Source organism: Microcoleus sp. T3_D1, from assembly GCF_036700405.1.
In the GTDB taxonomy this organism is placed as follows: domain Bacteria; phylum Cyanobacteriota; class Cyanobacteriia; order Cyanobacteriales; family Microcoleaceae; genus Microcoleus.
Genome location: NZ_JAUBOV010000030.1, coordinates 1 through 13,522, shown reverse-complemented (window position 1 = coordinate 13,522; position 13,522 = coordinate 1). Strand labels below are relative to the sequence as shown.

The 13,522-nt window shown below is 44.2% G+C and carries 16 protein-coding genes and 1 pseudogene; 7 read left to right on the top strand and 10 right to left on the bottom strand.

Annotation, left to right across the window (positions count from 1 at the left end; translation table 11 throughout):
• Positions 1 to 669: 669 nt before the first annotated feature.
• Positions 670 to 813 carry a hypothetical protein gene (locus QT992_RS15370; RefSeq protein ID WP_333342833.1) on the bottom strand — a complete coding sequence of 48 codons (144 nt, stop codon included), beginning with the start codon at positions 811 to 813 and terminating at the stop codon, positions 670 to 672.
• Positions 814 to 995: 182 nt separating this feature from the next.
• Positions 996 to 2,027 carry a hypothetical protein gene (locus QT992_RS15365; protein WP_333342834.1) on the bottom strand — a complete coding sequence of 344 codons (1,032 nt, stop codon included), beginning with the start codon at positions 2,025 to 2,027 and terminating at the stop codon, positions 996 to 998.
• 103 nt (positions 2,028 to 2,130) lie between these two features.
• Between QT992_RS15365 and QT992_RS15360 the strand changes: the two genes are divergently transcribed.
• Positions 2,131 to 3,066 carry a metallophosphoesterase gene (locus QT992_RS15360; protein WP_333342835.1) on the top strand — a complete coding sequence of 312 codons (936 nt, stop codon included), beginning with the start codon at positions 2,131 to 2,133 and terminating at the stop codon, positions 3,064 to 3,066.
• A 27-nt stretch (positions 3,067 to 3,093) separates the two neighbouring features.
• Positions 3,094 to 3,576, top strand: coding sequence for a PD-(D/E)XK nuclease superfamily protein (locus QT992_RS15355; RefSeq protein WP_333139600.1), 483 nt, complete (start codon positions 3,094 to 3,096; stop codon positions 3,574 to 3,576).
• 353 nt (positions 3,577 to 3,929) lie between these two features.
• Here the strand turns inward: QT992_RS15355 and QT992_RS15350 are convergent, their stop codons facing one another.
• Both QT992_RS15350 and QT992_RS15345 read right to left on the bottom strand, forming a co-directional pair.
• Positions 3,930 to 4,805: a DNA adenine methylase gene (locus QT992_RS15350; RefSeq protein WP_333342822.1), complete on the bottom strand. Its 876-nt coding sequence runs from the start codon at positions 4,803 to 4,805 to the stop codon at positions 3,930 to 3,932.
• Positions 4,806 to 4,903: 98 nt separating this feature from the next.
• Complete coding sequence (locus QT992_RS15345; protein WP_333342823.1) at positions 4,904 to 5,074, bottom strand: hypothetical protein; 171 nt, start codon at positions 5,072 to 5,074, stop codon at positions 4,904 to 4,906.
• Between the two features lie 17 nt (positions 5,075 to 5,091).
• On the opposite strand from QT992_RS15345, the gene QT992_RS15340 reads away from it, so the two are divergent.
• Positions 5,092 to 5,295 carry a DUF751 family protein gene (locus tag QT992_RS15340; protein ID WP_190657763.1) on the top strand — a complete coding sequence of 68 codons (204 nt, stop codon included), beginning with the start codon at positions 5,092 to 5,094 and terminating at the stop codon, positions 5,293 to 5,295.
• On the opposite strand, the gene QT992_RS15335 is transcribed toward QT992_RS15340, so the two are convergent.
• The gene (locus tag QT992_RS15335) at positions 5,275 to 5,409 is read right to left on the bottom strand and encodes a hypothetical protein (RefSeq protein ID WP_333319966.1); all 135 of its coding nucleotides are present in this window, start codon (positions 5,407 to 5,409) and stop codon (positions 5,275 to 5,277) included. The two genes, QT992_RS15340 and QT992_RS15335, sit on opposite strands and share 21 nt — an antisense overlap.
• 230 nt (positions 5,410 to 5,639) lie before the next feature.
• Here QT992_RS15335 and QT992_RS15330 point away from each other — a divergent pair, with 230 nt between their 5' ends.
• Together QT992_RS15330 and QT992_RS15325 are read left to right on the top strand one after the other, a co-directional pair.
• A complete protein-coding gene (locus QT992_RS15330) occupies positions 5,640 to 6,032 on the top strand; it encodes a PadR family transcriptional regulator (RefSeq protein WP_333139606.1) in 393 nt (130 codons plus the stop codon).
• Between the two features lie 320 nt (positions 6,033 to 6,352).
• Complete coding sequence (locus QT992_RS15325; protein WP_333319968.1) at positions 6,353 to 6,886, top strand: cofactor assembly of complex C subunit B; 534 nt, start codon at positions 6,353 to 6,355, stop codon at positions 6,884 to 6,886.
• Between the two features lie 363 nt (positions 6,887 to 7,249).
• Here QT992_RS15325 and QT992_RS15320 read toward each other — a convergent pair whose 3' ends face one another.
• Positions 7,250 to 7,573, bottom strand: coding sequence for a DUF3155 domain-containing protein (locus QT992_RS15320; protein WP_006635576.1), 324 nt, complete (start codon positions 7,571 to 7,573; stop codon positions 7,250 to 7,252).
• A gap of 106 nt (positions 7,574 to 7,679) precedes the next feature.
• A complete protein-coding gene (locus QT992_RS15315; RefSeq protein WP_333319970.1) occupies positions 7,680 to 7,847 on the bottom strand; it encodes a hypothetical protein in 168 nt (55 codons plus the stop codon).
• Positions 7,848 to 7,971: 124 nt separating this feature from the next.
• Here QT992_RS15315 and QT992_RS15310 point away from each other — a divergent pair, with 124 nt between their 5' ends.
• The gene (locus QT992_RS15310; RefSeq protein WP_333342825.1) at positions 7,972 to 9,360 is read left to right on the top strand and encodes a GAF domain-containing sensor histidine kinase; all 1,389 of its coding nucleotides are present in this window, start codon (positions 7,972 to 7,974) and stop codon (positions 9,358 to 9,360) included.
• Between the two features lie 28 nt (positions 9,361 to 9,388).
• Positions 9,389 to 10,081 carry a hypothetical protein gene (locus QT992_RS15305; RefSeq protein ID WP_333342826.1) on the top strand — a complete coding sequence of 231 codons (693 nt, stop codon included), beginning with the start codon at positions 9,389 to 9,391 and terminating at the stop codon, positions 10,079 to 10,081.
• A 10-nt stretch (positions 10,082 to 10,091) separates the two neighbouring features.
• Here QT992_RS15305 and QT992_RS15300 read toward each other — a convergent pair.
• From QT992_RS15300 to QT992_RS15290, 3 genes and pseudogenes are all read right to left on the bottom strand, one after another.
• A pseudogene (locus tag QT992_RS15300) lies at positions 10,092 to 10,334 on the bottom strand (hypothetical protein); the annotation flags it as partial.
• A 493-nt stretch (positions 10,335 to 10,827) separates the two neighbouring features.
• Entirely contained in the window at positions 10,828 to 12,369 is a 1,542-nt protein-coding gene (locus QT992_RS15295; protein WP_333342827.1) for an ATP-binding protein, read from the bottom strand.
• Between the two features lie 170 nt (positions 12,370 to 12,539).
• Positions 12,540 to 13,522, bottom strand: a 983-nt coding sequence (locus QT992_RS15290; protein ID WP_333342828.1) for a GAF domain-containing sensor histidine kinase, incomplete at its 5' end; no start/stop codon positions are given.

Below are 13,522 nucleotides of genomic sequence, written 5' to 3'. Positions count from 1 at the left end.
GAATGTGTGGATTCGGACTTAATCAAGTTTTTAGTGCGTGATTTTTATTGAGCTGCCAAGCTTTTATTAAGAATAATGTTCCCGTATTTTCGGCAGCAAGTCAATCACGGAAATTACTGATATTTTCCGTCGGGTACTGGAAAACTGGCAGTGTCCGCAACAACTTAATAGCAGAGCATATGTGAAGGTTGCTGCGCTAGTTAGTTTGTTTGACTGATAAATTGTGATTGAATTGTTAAAATTTTACAGATTATTTATCAAAGTAATGTACGTTAGTCAGCCAAAATACTTAGATTGTTGTAGGCTCGCATTTCAAGCCTACTTAAATTTACTGACGGGAAATTACGGAACAACGGGAGCATCTCTGTTTGGCTTTTATAGTGCGAGATATTCAATAGTTCGCACTGTAAAAAAATGCTTTTTGCAAAAATGAAATGCTCCCGGTTGTTCCCTTCTTCATAATATATGAAAGAATTAGCTGACACGTAAACATCAGAACGTTCTTGAAAGTAAAGCTTGACAGCTTGGGAGCATCTCACCTTTGCAGCCCTCCGCTAGAAATTGGAGTTTTGAGGCAGGAGGCAGGAGGCAGGAGGCAGAAGGAAAGAGGAACAAGGAAAGAGGAACAAGGAAGGAGCCAGAAGAAGGAAGGAGCCAGAAGAAGTATTTTTACAAATACAAATATGAGATGCTCCCAACAGATTCTACGCTGTAATTCATGTGATCGCGCGTGATGTCGCTTTCAGCCATCGGCTCTCCGTCGCTGCTGGGATATTGAATTTCTAATTGTTCGGCTTGAGTTAAAATTGTCATTTTTCAATTTTCCTCAAAGTTATTAATTTAATGCCAGCATTCTGTAGGAGTTGGGAAAAGTTCGATATTCCTCAAAAAAATCAACAGCCGTAAGGTACGCAGGGAGCACGCTACATAATTATGTTATGCGTCCTGGACTTTAAGGCTGGTAAGATGGCGTACAGATACAGACTATTTAAATTCTAATTAATCCCTCTCTCTAAAATAATCATTTCCGAACCAACAACCGGACTTCTAGCTATTAACTTCCCTTCCATATTCGCAATTTCTAACTTGCTGAAATCGAGTGAGTTAGCCTCCTTCCACATCTTCGTTGCTAGTTGATTTTGCTCAACTACGCTGAGTTTGTACCAATCTTCAGCGACTTTTACTGTCAAAATGCTGCTGGCAAAATTAGCTTGAACAGACTCAACTAAGCCGCCTCCCAGTCGATTCTTAATGTCAGTAACTTGATTTTGAATCGCAGCAATCAGAGACTGTTCGGGCGTCAGCGGTGGCGGTGGGATAATTTCTACTGGTTGCGGTTTTTCCGGCGTCACTAAATCGGGCAACTTGCTTTTGAATTTAGCAGAGATTTGCCCAGACGGTACGATCGCCTCTGGCGATTTCGGAGTTCCCGATGCCATAAAATCACCAAAAGTTTGCGGCGACTGCTGCGCTGCTGGGAGAGGCACTTTTGCTACTTTCTCCGGCGGTTTTGGTGAGAAACTGTTGAGAGTTAAACCGACTGCAACGATTAGAATTGCTGCTATGGCAGCGTTTAAAATTGGATCGGACAGCTTCTGGTTCGTAGATGGTGGCAGTAGCGATCGCACTAGCCGCACAATACTTTGCCAAAGTATACCGACGTTCTGTAAAAAGCTCCCTTCCCTGCGTTGGGATACAGGCTTTTTATCAACTTTTACAGCAACTTTTGGTGCCACGCTGTTAACTTCCGCAGCAACAGCGGGAGGACTTACTGTTGCTGAGTCAGCAGCGGTAGGCGCGATCGGCTTTACTTGCTGCAAGGGGGGTTCGGCTGGTACTTTTTTGCCTTTTTTTCCCAAGTTCCCAATCGATGCCATCAAAGCTTTGATTGTCTGACTTTTGGGAACCGCGCTGCTGGCATTTTGAGTTTTGCTGCCAGTGGGGGCAGACTTTGCAGCCGAATCAACCTCCGGTGTCGGAGATTGAGAGGGTTCTGGAGTTGGTTGGTTTAGTTGTTCTTCTGACATTTTCTCTGCCTTGGGGCGTTGCAAATATATCTAAACGAGATAAATTTTAATTGAGCCATCTCAACCTTAATTTATCATTTAACTTAGTTGTAACCGAATCAAAATGAGCATCAAACGCCGTCACTTTCTACTTTTAGGCAGTCTCAGCAGCTTTGGTTTTGCCGGAGTCTGGAAAATGTTTCAGCTTCGGACTTCCTGGGGTACAGAGGCCAACGCTGCTGTGCCTTCTAACGTTGAGACAGAAAGGGCGATCGTCCCTTTGCCGGCCTCACCGCCTATTTTACGCTTTATTTCGGTAGCCGACACCGGTACCGGCGCTGAAGGTCAGTATGCTGTCGCTGAGGCGATGGCGCAATATCACCGGAAAAACCCTTTTAATGTTGCTGTTCTTGCCGGCGACAATATCTACAATAACGGCGAAATTGAAAAAATTAATGCTGTTTTCGAGCGGCCTTATCAGCCGTTATTGCAGCAAGGTGTAAAATTTTATGCTTGTCTGGGAAATCACGACATCCGCACTGCTAACGGCGATCCGCAAGTTAAATATGCGGGTTTTAATATGCAAGGTCGCTACTATACTTTTCGGCGAGATCCAGTACAGTTTTTTGCTTTAGATACCAATCACAATGCTGACTGGAACAATCAGCTTGTGTGGCTGGAAAAAGAGTTGAGTCAGAGCACCGCACCTTGGAAAGTTGTGTTCGGCCACCACCAGATTTATTCCTCTGGCGTCTACGGATTGAATCAACCTTTTATTAAGACTTTAACGCCTTTGTTTCAAAAGTACGGCGTGCAGCTTTATATCAACGGACACGAGCATAGTTACGAACGCACTCGATCGATTAACGGTACGACTTATTTAATTTGCGGTGCCGGCGGGGGCACTCGTCCGGTGGGGCGTTCTGAGTGGACGGAGTATTCTGCTAGCCGCCTGAGTTTTGCGACGTTTGATGTCTATGAAGACCGGATGTTTGTCAGTTCTATCGGTACTGACAAACGGGTTTTTGACAGAGGGGTGATTCAAGTGCGATCGGCTTAATTCAAATTATATTCAGGAGCAAACCAAATGAATAGGGGTTTTAGAGCCAATAAAACTGGTTTTGTTTTAGAAACAACTGTAGAAGGTACGTTGAGAGGCCACGGATATCTCGAAATATGTCCCCAGTTGCCGAAAAAGCGCAAGCGAGATTGGCTCTTAATCTCTACTGAAAATCCCAAGCGATATGCTAAACAGGTTTATATCGGGTCTAGCATTTATGAAACTGAAATAAATGTCGATTTTTATATTGTTGGTTGCGGTTTGTTTCCTCTGGGTCTAATTGTTGAGTGCAAGTGGCAAGAAGACAAAGGTTCAGTAGACGAGAAGTATCCTTACCTCAATTTAAATATTAAAAATTGTTATCGGGTGCCAACTATTGTTATAGTGGGCGGTGACGGTATGAGGCAAGGTTCGATCGACTGGTTTAAAAAACAAATTCCTGACAATCAAAATCTGTTGGCAGTTCACAAGCTCGAAGGTTTCATTACCTGGGCTAACAAATACCTGTAACAGGACTTACGGAACTTTGCCGCGTCGGGCGAAACTAGGTATTGCTCCTACAAAATATGCTTAGGATCGCGAATTAAATAATTTACACAAGTTTGTGGGGAGTAGGGGTTGGGAGCATCTCAGTTTTGTAAAAAGCATTTTTTTATTCTAGTGCGAGCGTCCCCGCTCGCGTATTGTACAATACGCGAGCGGGGACGCTCGCACTGTAAATGCAAAACTGAGATGCTGCCGTAGGGGTTGGCCAGAGAGCCCGCCCTTTCTGGACGGGCGGGACGCCCATCCCACAAGAACCATCACGCATTGTCAGTTATTTAATTCTCATTCCTTAATTAGAGACTTGGCTTAAATAAGATTTAAAATAAACGTATTAATAATTCTTTGATTTTACCGCGCTTAAAACTATTAGAATTAATTCCTCTAGATGCTGAGATTTCAATGAGCTTTGGCAGAGATTTATTTGGGAAAACTTGAGTGTCGCGGTAGATTTTTTCTATAAAATCGCAGTTGGAATTAGACAGCATAACTTTCACGCCCCGTTCTGCAAGTTCGGCAAAAATATCTCTCAGTTTAAGCTGTTCCGCTTCTTTGAAATTATCCCGGCTGTAAGTGGTGAAGTTACTGGTGGCACTGATTGGATAATAAGGCGGGTCAAAATAAACAAAGTCTTCGCTGCTGGTAGCAAAATCCAAAATTTCATCGAATTTTCTGACTTCAATTTGAGCGGGCGCGAGTAAAGATGAGACCGATCGCAGTAAATCTGCTTGACAAATGTTAGGATTTTTGTATCGACCTATGGGAACATTAAATTCACCTTTTGAGTTTTCTCTGTAGAGGCCGTTGTAACAAGTTTTATTTAGGTAAATCAGGCGTGCTGCTTTTTCTATATCTGTTGTGTAGGAGCGCGATCGCACCGAGTAATAATAATCTTTATTGTTCTTGCTGTGTTCTGACTGGTGATCGAACAAAAGCTCAATTAGCTCCTCAACTTTATCCCTGACACAGCGATAAGCATTAATCAACTCAGGATTAATATCTGTTAAAACAGCTTGCAAACCAGGGTGCTGCTGTGCTAAGTAAAAAAATACAGCTCCGCCGCCCAAAAAAGGCTCGTAGTAAGTGGTGAACTTTTCAGGAAAATAAGGTTGATATTGTCCAATCAACCGAGTTTTGCCTCCTGCCCATTTCAGAAAGGGACGTGGCAAGACGAAAGAAGGTGCGGCAGCAGACATTTATCTAGAAATAACGGCCCTCTAATATTTATCACAACTAGAACTCAATAGAAATACTTCTGAAGTTCTTACCGGAGGTCGCGTGGCATTAAGTGGCATTAAACAGAGAGTGCTGGAGCCATCGGCGAAAAGTTTTCGTTAGAATTATATATGTCAGCTAAGCCTAGGCAAAAATGCCCGATCGCCCGATCGGCAGATTTAGCTCCGGCTGTGCCAAAATTGTCTAACTCGCTCACAAGTGTTACCAGCCAAAGATTGTGCTGTAACACTTTACCCCACCAAGCTCATGCAAGATTTTATTAATAACGTCTCTCGCTACCCCCGCTTTTTCATTACGATATGCCTGGGAATTTTCTTTTTCCTGTTCGAGCGACTCAAACCCCTGCTCGATCGACCGGCAACTGCGATCGCCCTGATTAGTTCGATTGTAGCGACTTTTGTCTTTCTAACTTTTACACTGCGGGCTATGTTAGGCCTGAGTTCGGTTTAAAGCCTGCGCTTGAACGCAAACATCAACGGCAAATTCAGTTAAAACACTAACTCCCAAAGTAACTGCCAACTCTTGCAGGCGATCGCACACTTGACAATAGTCGCTGCGATACATTGGAAGAGGAAAAAAATTGCGCTAGTTACGCCCGCGCTGCTCAACCAAGCCGCAGGCAAACATTACCGAAGTGCAGGACAAGCGTTTGGGGCTATCAACATTCACTGGGGAAATACTGCACCTCTGTTTCCCCGGTGTCCCACTTAATCATTAGGAAGCGGCACACCCCGCCCCGCTTTCCTCTCCCGTTAACCTGACGGTATCACGAGAGTTTCCAGCGGACAAGACAGATGAAGTTTGAACATATCTATCAATTTTTTCAAGACCCCCCTCCTGTTTATCTAAACAAGGAATTAGCTGTGTGTTACATTCTTTCCGTGTTATTGCGCGGAGATTCCTACGGTACAGAACTAATTGGCCAACTAGAGAGGGAATTCCCCATCTACCGACTTTCTGATACCGTTCTCTACAGCGCTCTGAAATTCCTCGAAGATGAAGCCGTAATCACCGGTTACTGGAAAAAAGTAGAAGGACGCGGCCGCCCCCGCCGGATGTATCAAATCCTCCCTGAGTGGCGGCACCAAGCTCAAGACCTCGCTCGTCTCTGGCATGAGTACATTGGTCAGGGAAACGGCGCGTCCGAGCGTCGTTCCCGCGCCTTAGAAACTGGTCAGACGGGTTAGCCGAGTTGGAATCGGATGCCTAAACCCTGGAGATGCTGGCGCTACTTGCAAAGCGATTTGCCTGATTGCCTTCGCTTTGCTCGATCGCCCGCCGCACACCGATTAAAGCAGCTACACAACGTCAGGACTTACGCACGGTCACTTGAGAATTAGGGATGATGGGGAGATAGGGGAATTGGGTGATGGAGAGCAAAACGCCTTGCAGAAGAAGCTTTCTGCGAATTTTGATAACAAAGTGTCTGCGTAAGTCCTCGATCGCTTTCGTATGTAAAGTTCTGTAAAGTAATAGTAGATCATTTAAATTACACAAACTTCTACCGATGGATACTGCTGTTCTTCCTTCTACCTTTGTGCTAACGCTACTGCTGGCTGTTGGCTTGTTTTTCTTCATCAAGGCTTCAGTCAAAGATCGAATCGAACAAGTCAAGCTGGCTTCCGAGAGCGCCCAAGAGTCACTGTTAACCGAGCTACAACAGTATTTTGCCCAGAGAGCTTACCGAGTTGCAGCCGTCGATGCCCCCAACTATAAAGTCACGTTTGAGGGTTTTGTGCGGCCGAGTTGGTTTCTAGCTATTTTTCTAACTCTGCTGAGTGCAGGCGGCGCTCTGTGCTTGGGACTGGTTTTGGGAATGCTAGTTCCTCAGCAGGGTCAAATTTTCCTAGCTTTGGTACTGCTGTCCCCGCTGGCGGGGGTATTTTACTGGAAAAAAGCTGGACGCTCTGAGCAAGTCTCGCTCAAACTCGAATCAGTTGCTGAGTCGGGAAGCCCAACCAAGAGCTTTGTTACTGTCAGAGCTCACCGCGATGAACTAGCAGCCATGCAAAAAGCTTTAGATTTGAAACCGATCGATTAAAAGTTTGACGCGGAACGTTTTTTGATATGCTAGATGCCGTAGTTAGACTTCTAGCTGACAAACCGATAACTCAAGAGCGGCTCTCTCGTTGATAAACCCGTGGCTGTTTTTTTGATCCACTTGTTCGATCGACAAATTGATCGACAAAACAGTCAAAAAAAAACCATTATCGTGAAAGTGCCAATTGTGGCGATCGCCCTTGGGGTGCGATCGAGCCTGTTGCGATGGCTCCTTATACCCTAATTTCTAAGGACTTTTCGCATAAATTTCAGTTGGCACTCTCCAGACAATGAGAAATCTCGCGCTTTTGTTAAAAGAGTTAGAAAAACATTGCTGTCACTGTTTTGAGCTAAACCTTTTGAGCTATGCGCGGCTGGCTGACACCACAGGAATTTTTTCTGTGGTAGCTTCCAACATCACCTTTAAGCTGGGAAACAAGAAATGGTTCTCTTCTACGTATTGGGCTCCAAATAAACCTTTTTCAGCCCAGAAGTATCTGTCAGTGGTATGCTCGTTACGCTTGACTAACAGCAAAGCTGGGGGAGCAATGCCTTCTGCATGGATGAACTTGCGAGCCGCTGTTACGGGTTTATCTTCGCCGCTCTCGATGCTATATTGAGGCACACACTCTAAAATTCTGCGTCCTTCTTGTCGGCGGCGACTCTTGCGTTTGCGTCTCCTGGCCAATTTCTTTACCTCCTCTGTGAGCAGACAGTATGAGCAGACAGGTTGTAATGATAGCTACCAAATCCGAGGCCAGTATATCCGTTCTAGCTCTAAAAATCAACTGTTTTTAATATATCGACATAATCTTAACATTCGTGCCGATCGACAAAAGTGTAGCGGTTGTGGTATGGTCGGCCGCAAGTTCCGCCAAAAGCCAAGCTTGGGGATCGGTGGAAGCTGCGCCGACGGCGATGCGGGGCAATTTGGGTTCATGAAAGCCCCATGCCTTCAACATAGCTGTCTTCTATCAAAGGGAAGAAACCTGAAATCTAGAAGTCTCTCATCAGTAATCGGTGGCCGATCATTTGTAATTTACTTAGAATTCCGTTAGATATCTTAATGATGTGGCGCTCATGTTAATGCCAGCCAGTTCAGAATTTGTCAAACTTTGCCGCTCGCAGGTAGCCATCGCCGTTAGTTTGGGAGCGAAATTCAGCGCGGTATACCTGACACAAGAGCTCGTAGAAGGCAGCGAAGCAAAGTTGGTGCCGATCGCGGTTTACCCAGAAACCTCAGCCGAATCGGAAGAAAATCAGGGGTTGAGGTTGCAATCTTCCGAAAGCTCGACAGTGAAACCGGTACCGCGACTGCTGGCGCCGCCTGTTGGGCCTGGGGAAGAATCAACGGTAGGGGCGATCGCACCCGATCGACTTCCGGGTAAGGAGCGCAGTTCCCATCAGTGCCAAGGCCCGGAGAATTTGTGGCAGCAGCGGATGCAAATTGTGACGCCTCTGATACACGAGGGAGCTGTAATGGGACTCCTAGTCAGCGGTCGGCAAGACAGGCCTTGGAACGAGCGAGAGGAGGCTCAGATACAACAAATTGCTCGCACCTTAGCCTTAGCCTGCATTTTAGACCAGCGATCGCAGTGGATGCAGCAGGAATTGGGTACGAGTCGGCAAATCCAGGCTCAGGTTTACGACACGATGCACAATTTGCTGCATCAGTTCAAAAGTCCGCTGACAGCGTTGCGAACTTTTGGCAAGCTGTTAGCGCGGCGGCTGGTACCGGAAGACAAAAACCGCAATGTGGCTTTTAGTATTGTGCGAGAGAGCGATCGGCTGCAAGAGTTGCTGGGCCAGTTCGATCGAACTGTTGACACCGGCGAAGCACATCTAAAACTGCGATCGGGCACTTCAGAAAAAGCAATGTCCAATGTCGAATCAATCCGGCATTCTCCTCTGTCGCTGTCACCTGCGGCCAATTTGCAGGAATCCTGTTGTTTTGTGGCAGAAGTCTTAAAACCGCTGTTAATTTCCGCCGAGGCGATCGCATCTGAAAGGAATCTGAAATTGGTAGCCGACATCGAGGCGGATTTGCCACCAGTCTCAGCGAACGATCGAGCTTTGCGCGAAGTTTTGAGCAATTTAATTGACAATGCTTTGAAATATACCCCTGCCGGCCGCCAAATTTATATTAAAGTCAGGTACAAAGCAGCGGATGGCGATCGGGCAGGATACAGCCAATTGCCAGCCATAGCAGTTGCCGTCAGCGACACAGGTTCCGGCATTCCCCCCCAGGATTTAGACCATTTATTTGAGCGGCACTACCGGGGAGAAAAAGCGCAGACAGAAATTCCCGGCACAGGATTGGGTTTGGCGATCGCCCGCGATTTAGTCCGCCAAATGCAAGGAGAAATAGAAGTATTTTCCCCCGTCAATCCTGAATGGCTGCCATCGGCGGAAACTCATTTCTATCCAACCGATCGCGGCACTACCTTTGTGGTTTGGCTACCCGTGAATAAGTAACGAACTCTATTGCTTAGAGACATTTTTTATGAAGCCTCTACCTTTATTTGATAAAAATTCCAAGTTTTCAAATTCTTTAAAAGTTTTCAAAAAGAACTTTTTGGGTGTACCGTTTTTAGCTGCTTTTAACATTCTGACTGTTCTGATTTTGGGCGCGCTGAGCGTATACGCCAAACTCTACAACCAGGGAGACGGAGTTGAACGCCTGTTTAGCGATCCTTTTAATTTCTGGTTCCCTTACGAAGGCATTCTCACCGGAGTTTCCGAAGTCCTCTGGTGCATCCCCGTCGCAATTTGTGCATTTACTTTCGGAGTGTTGCGCCAAAAAGAGCCGCGGAGTCGATCGGCGATCTTCTTATTTTTTAGTGCTTTACTACTCGGAGTCTTTTTCCTGGATGACAGGTTTCGGATGACTTTGATTCTTTCTCGATTGGGAATATCTAGCAAATTAATTAATTTATGTTATGGTAGTGCTGTTTTCCTTTACGGAGTTAAGTTTTGGCGATACATCAAAACCACTCCTTACCTGCCATTAGTCGCAGCATTCCTCTTGTTTGCTATCTCGCGCTTTGAGGATCGTTTGGAGTCTCAAAGTCTAGGAGTACACGCGATGTTAGAAGATGGCACTAAATTATTAGCCCTTCTGAATTTAACACTGTATTTTTGGCACGTATGTCATCAAGAAATAGGGCGACATTTGCATCTGAGGGAAGAACCTTGAGCAGATGATATTACAAAAAAAGCCGTTGCTCAATTAGGGTATCACTAAGCAACGCCGGCGATCGCATAAAAGCCAAATAATTTCTTTGATTTTGATATCGAATTGAAAGAGCGGCAGATTTTAGATAGTGAATTAAAAATCGAAGGGAATGTCTTAGCAACAAGTTGCCTGAGTGAGAATAACAAATATTTTTTGGTTTCACACGAGCTAAATAATGTCTTAACCTTGTATTTTCGCCCTCAACTCTTGTGATACAGCATATTCCATGTAGATGTAGATCGGGATAAACCGGGTTTCGAGCAACAGAATCAGTAATGATGCGAGAACTCTAAAGAAACCCGGTTTCTAGGGTGCACTTCATAAACCTGGAATACGCTGTATATGGAATATGCTGTATTTTTACGACACAGTTGGTAACGTCTGCGAACAGATTGTTAAAAAATATATTGAAAACCAATACAATTACAGCGTATCCCAGCTTTATGAAGTGCAGCTTTAGGCGCGGCAATGGCATTCCCCTACGGGGATGGAGCCATCACGGGGTTACTTCATAAACCTGTAATCTGCTCTAAGTTAGAAGAATGTGGCTAAAGCGGCAGCGCCTATCCCGACCCCAGAAGGGGGGGGACTTGCTGCGGGGAAAAATTCTGTCATAATTCCGATTAATGAGCAATTACCAATTAGGAATTACCCTATTCTCATGGAACTGAAAAACGGTATACGATCAATTCAGCCGGATGAGTTTTCTAGGCAGTCGCTACGGCGGCGCTCTTAGTGCATCTACAGATAGTCGGCAGCTCAATAATAAACTGCGTGCCCTGCTGTGGCTGAGAAATACACTCCAATTGACCACAGTGCTTTTCTATTAGAATTTTTCGGCTGATTGACAATCCCATGCCTGTACCTTTTCCTATGGGTTTAGTAGTAAAAAAGGGAGTGAAAAGTTTAGCACGAACTGTTTCTGTCATGCCCAAACCATTATCAGCAATTGTTATCAGGATGCGGGAATCCGAGCTAATGTTGTCATGCGAATTGCCTGGTACCATTTCAGTCCGAATCAAAATTTGGGGGTGAAAAACTGCACCATCTTCTCTTTCTCTACTTAGCCGCTCTTCTAAAGCATCTATAGCATTCGCTAAAAGGTTCATAAACACCTGATTGAGCTGACCGGCATAACAGTTCACCAGCGGCAATGCACCATAGTCTTTGATCACATTAATAGCAGGGCGATCGGACTTAGCCTTTAGTCGGTGTTGTAAGATCATCAAAGTGCTATTAATGCCTTCGTGGATATCTACTGATTTAATTTCAGTTTCATCCAACCGAGAAAAATTGCGTAAAGAGTGAACAATATTGCGAATGCGTTCGATCCCTAACTGCATGGAAGAAAGCAATTTTGGTAAATCATCTATGATAAATGGCAACTCTCCATCTTCTATTTCATGGATAATTTCTGCTTCGGGTTGCGGGTAATACCTTTGGTAAAGATTCACCATATTAATGAGTTCTTTAATATAGTCGTTGGCGTGGGACAGATTGCCGTAAATAAAGTTAACCGGATTGTTGATTTCATGAGCGACACCTGCAACTAATTGACCGAGACTAGACATTTTTTCACTTTGAACTAGCTGGAGTTGTGTTTCTTGGAGTTCTTGGACAAAATGATCTAAGGCAACAGATTTTTGGTGCTCTTTTTCTTCACTGAGACGGAGTGCTTTCTCTACTTGTTCGCGTCGCTCTATTTCAGCCTGCAAACTCTGACTCAGAGAAAAACTTCTCAAAGCTGTTAGAATCGTAGTGTATAGCTTTGATGTCGTTAATTCAGTTTTAGTTTTATAGTCATTAATATCGTAATTGATAATAATGCTTTTTTCAGGTACTTGTCCGGGTTGACCCGTGCGTAAAATAATTCGCACTAAATGATTGCCTAAAACTTCTCGGACATATTTAACAAAGTTTAAGCCAGCATCATCTGTTTCCATAATTACATCAAGTAAGATGATGGCAACATCAGGATTTTCTTGGATTAGCTGTTTAGCTTCACGAGCGGAGTAAGCATTAATGAAGGTTAAAGATTTATTTTCAAAGACAAACTTCCTTAGTGAAATTTCGGTAGCGGTGTGAACTTGAGCCTCATCATCTACAACTAAAATTTTCCAGCTTTCACTCAGTTTTTCTTCGGTGGTTTCATCGGCAAACAATATCTCGTCATCCGAGTCGATTACTTCGGCAAAGTATACTGTTTCTGGAGATGGTGGAGTTAAGAAATCGTCAAAATCACTTTTCATTGCTGTACACCTTTATTTTTTACTAATGTGTCGGTTTGAAGTTAGAAAACCTGTTAAGCAAAAGGCAGAAGGGAGAAGAGTTAGACAGCAACCTTTTCAGTCATCCTTATTTTACTTTTAATGAGGTGGACTTACTTAGTTATCTTGGCCAGGAAATCGGAATTGTAACTCTACATTGGGGAATCAATTTGCATCGGTAATTTAATAATAAACTTGGTTCCTCTTCCCACCTCACTTAGACATTCAATTTCACCTTTTAGTTTTTGGGTGACTAAATTGTAGACAATATGTAACCCTAACCCACTGCCACCTTGACCACGCTTAGTGGTAAAGAATGGCTCAAAAATTTTACTTAAGTTTTCTGGGGGAATACCTTTACCTTCATCGGCGTATTCAAACCTTAGCCGATTACCTTCTTGCTCCCAATCAAAGATTAGTTCCCCAGAAATCCCTGGTTCGTAGGCATGAATCAGAGAATTGATTAGCAAGTTGGTCACAACTTGGGACAAGGCTCCTGGATAAGAATCTATAGCAATTTTGCTATCTCCCTTAATTTTAAGCGAATGTTGGCTATTTTTCAACTTTGGTTTTAATTGTAATAAAATTTCATCAAGATAAGGTCTGATCTGGAAAGTACGTCGTTCTTCGCTAGAGCGATCGACTGCTACTTGCTTAAAGCTTTGAATCAAGGCTGCCGCGCGCTCTAGGTTAATTAGCAGGGCCTTACTGCTTTGACTAGCAATATCGACAAATTCTTCTAAATCCGATCGCTTCATTTTGCCACTTTTATAAAGAGATGCAAATTCTGTGGTATTTTCTGCCAAAGCTGAAGCAACAGTGACACCCACTCCGATGGGTGTATTAATTTCATGGGCAACACCAGCAACTAATCCTCCCAGAGATGCCATTTTTTCAGATTCGACTAGCTGAGTTTGGGTGGCTTTTAAAGCCTCTAGGGTGTTCGATAATTGTTGAGTCCGATCGCTCACTAATTGCTCTAAGTTTTGATTAAACTCCTGTAAATTTTTGTAAAGTTGAGCATTCTCAATGGAAATAGCAATTTGGGCAGATAACAGTTTTAACAATTCTAGGCGATCGGTAGTAAAAGCCCCTTCAGTCAGGTTATTTTCCAAATAAAGAATGCCTGTCAGCT

Coding starts and splice junctions, on each gene's coding strand:
- QT992_RS15365 (WP_333342834.1), bottom strand. CDS start 2,027: ATGTCAGAAGAACAACTAAACCAACCAACTCCAGAACCCTCTCAATCT.
- QT992_RS15360 (WP_333342835.1), top strand. CDS start 2,131: ATGAGCATCAAACGCCGTCACTTTCTACTTTTAGGCAGTCTCAGCAGC.
- QT992_RS15335 (WP_333319966.1), bottom strand. CDS start 5,409: ATGTATCGCAGCGACTATTGTCAAGTGTGCGATCGCCTGCAAGAGTTG.
- QT992_RS15325 (WP_333319968.1), top strand. CDS start 6,353: ATGGATACTGCTGTTCTTCCTTCTACCTTTGTGCTAACGCTACTGCTG.
- QT992_RS15305 (WP_333342826.1), top strand. CDS start 9,389: ATGAAGCCTCTACCTTTATTTGATAAAAATTCCAAGTTTTCAAATTCT.
- QT992_RS15350 (WP_333342822.1), bottom strand. CDS start 4,805: ATGTCTGCTGCCGCACCTTCTTTCGTCTTGCCACGTCCCTTTCTGAAA.
- QT992_RS15355 (WP_333139600.1), top strand. CDS start 3,094: ATGAATAGGGGTTTTAGAGCCAATAAAACTGGTTTTGTTTTAGAAACA.
- QT992_RS15330 (WP_333139606.1), top strand. CDS start 5,640: ATGAAGTTTGAACATATCTATCAATTTTTTCAAGACCCCCCTCCTGTT.
- QT992_RS15315 (WP_333319970.1), bottom strand. CDS start 7,847: ATGTTGAAGGCATGGGGCTTTCATGAACCCAAATTGCCCCGCATCGCC.
- QT992_RS15340 (WP_190657763.1), top strand. CDS start 5,092: ATGCAAGATTTTATTAATAACGTCTCTCGCTACCCCCGCTTTTTCATT.
- QT992_RS15370 (WP_333342833.1), bottom strand. CDS start 813: ATGACAATTTTAACTCAAGCCGAACAATTAGAAATTCAATATCCCAGC.
- QT992_RS15310 (WP_333342825.1), top strand. CDS start 7,972: ATGCCAGCCAGTTCAGAATTTGTCAAACTTTGCCGCTCGCAGGTAGCC.
- QT992_RS15295 (WP_333342827.1), bottom strand. CDS start 12,369: ATGAAAAGTGATTTTGACGATTTCTTAACTCCACCATCTCCAGAAACA.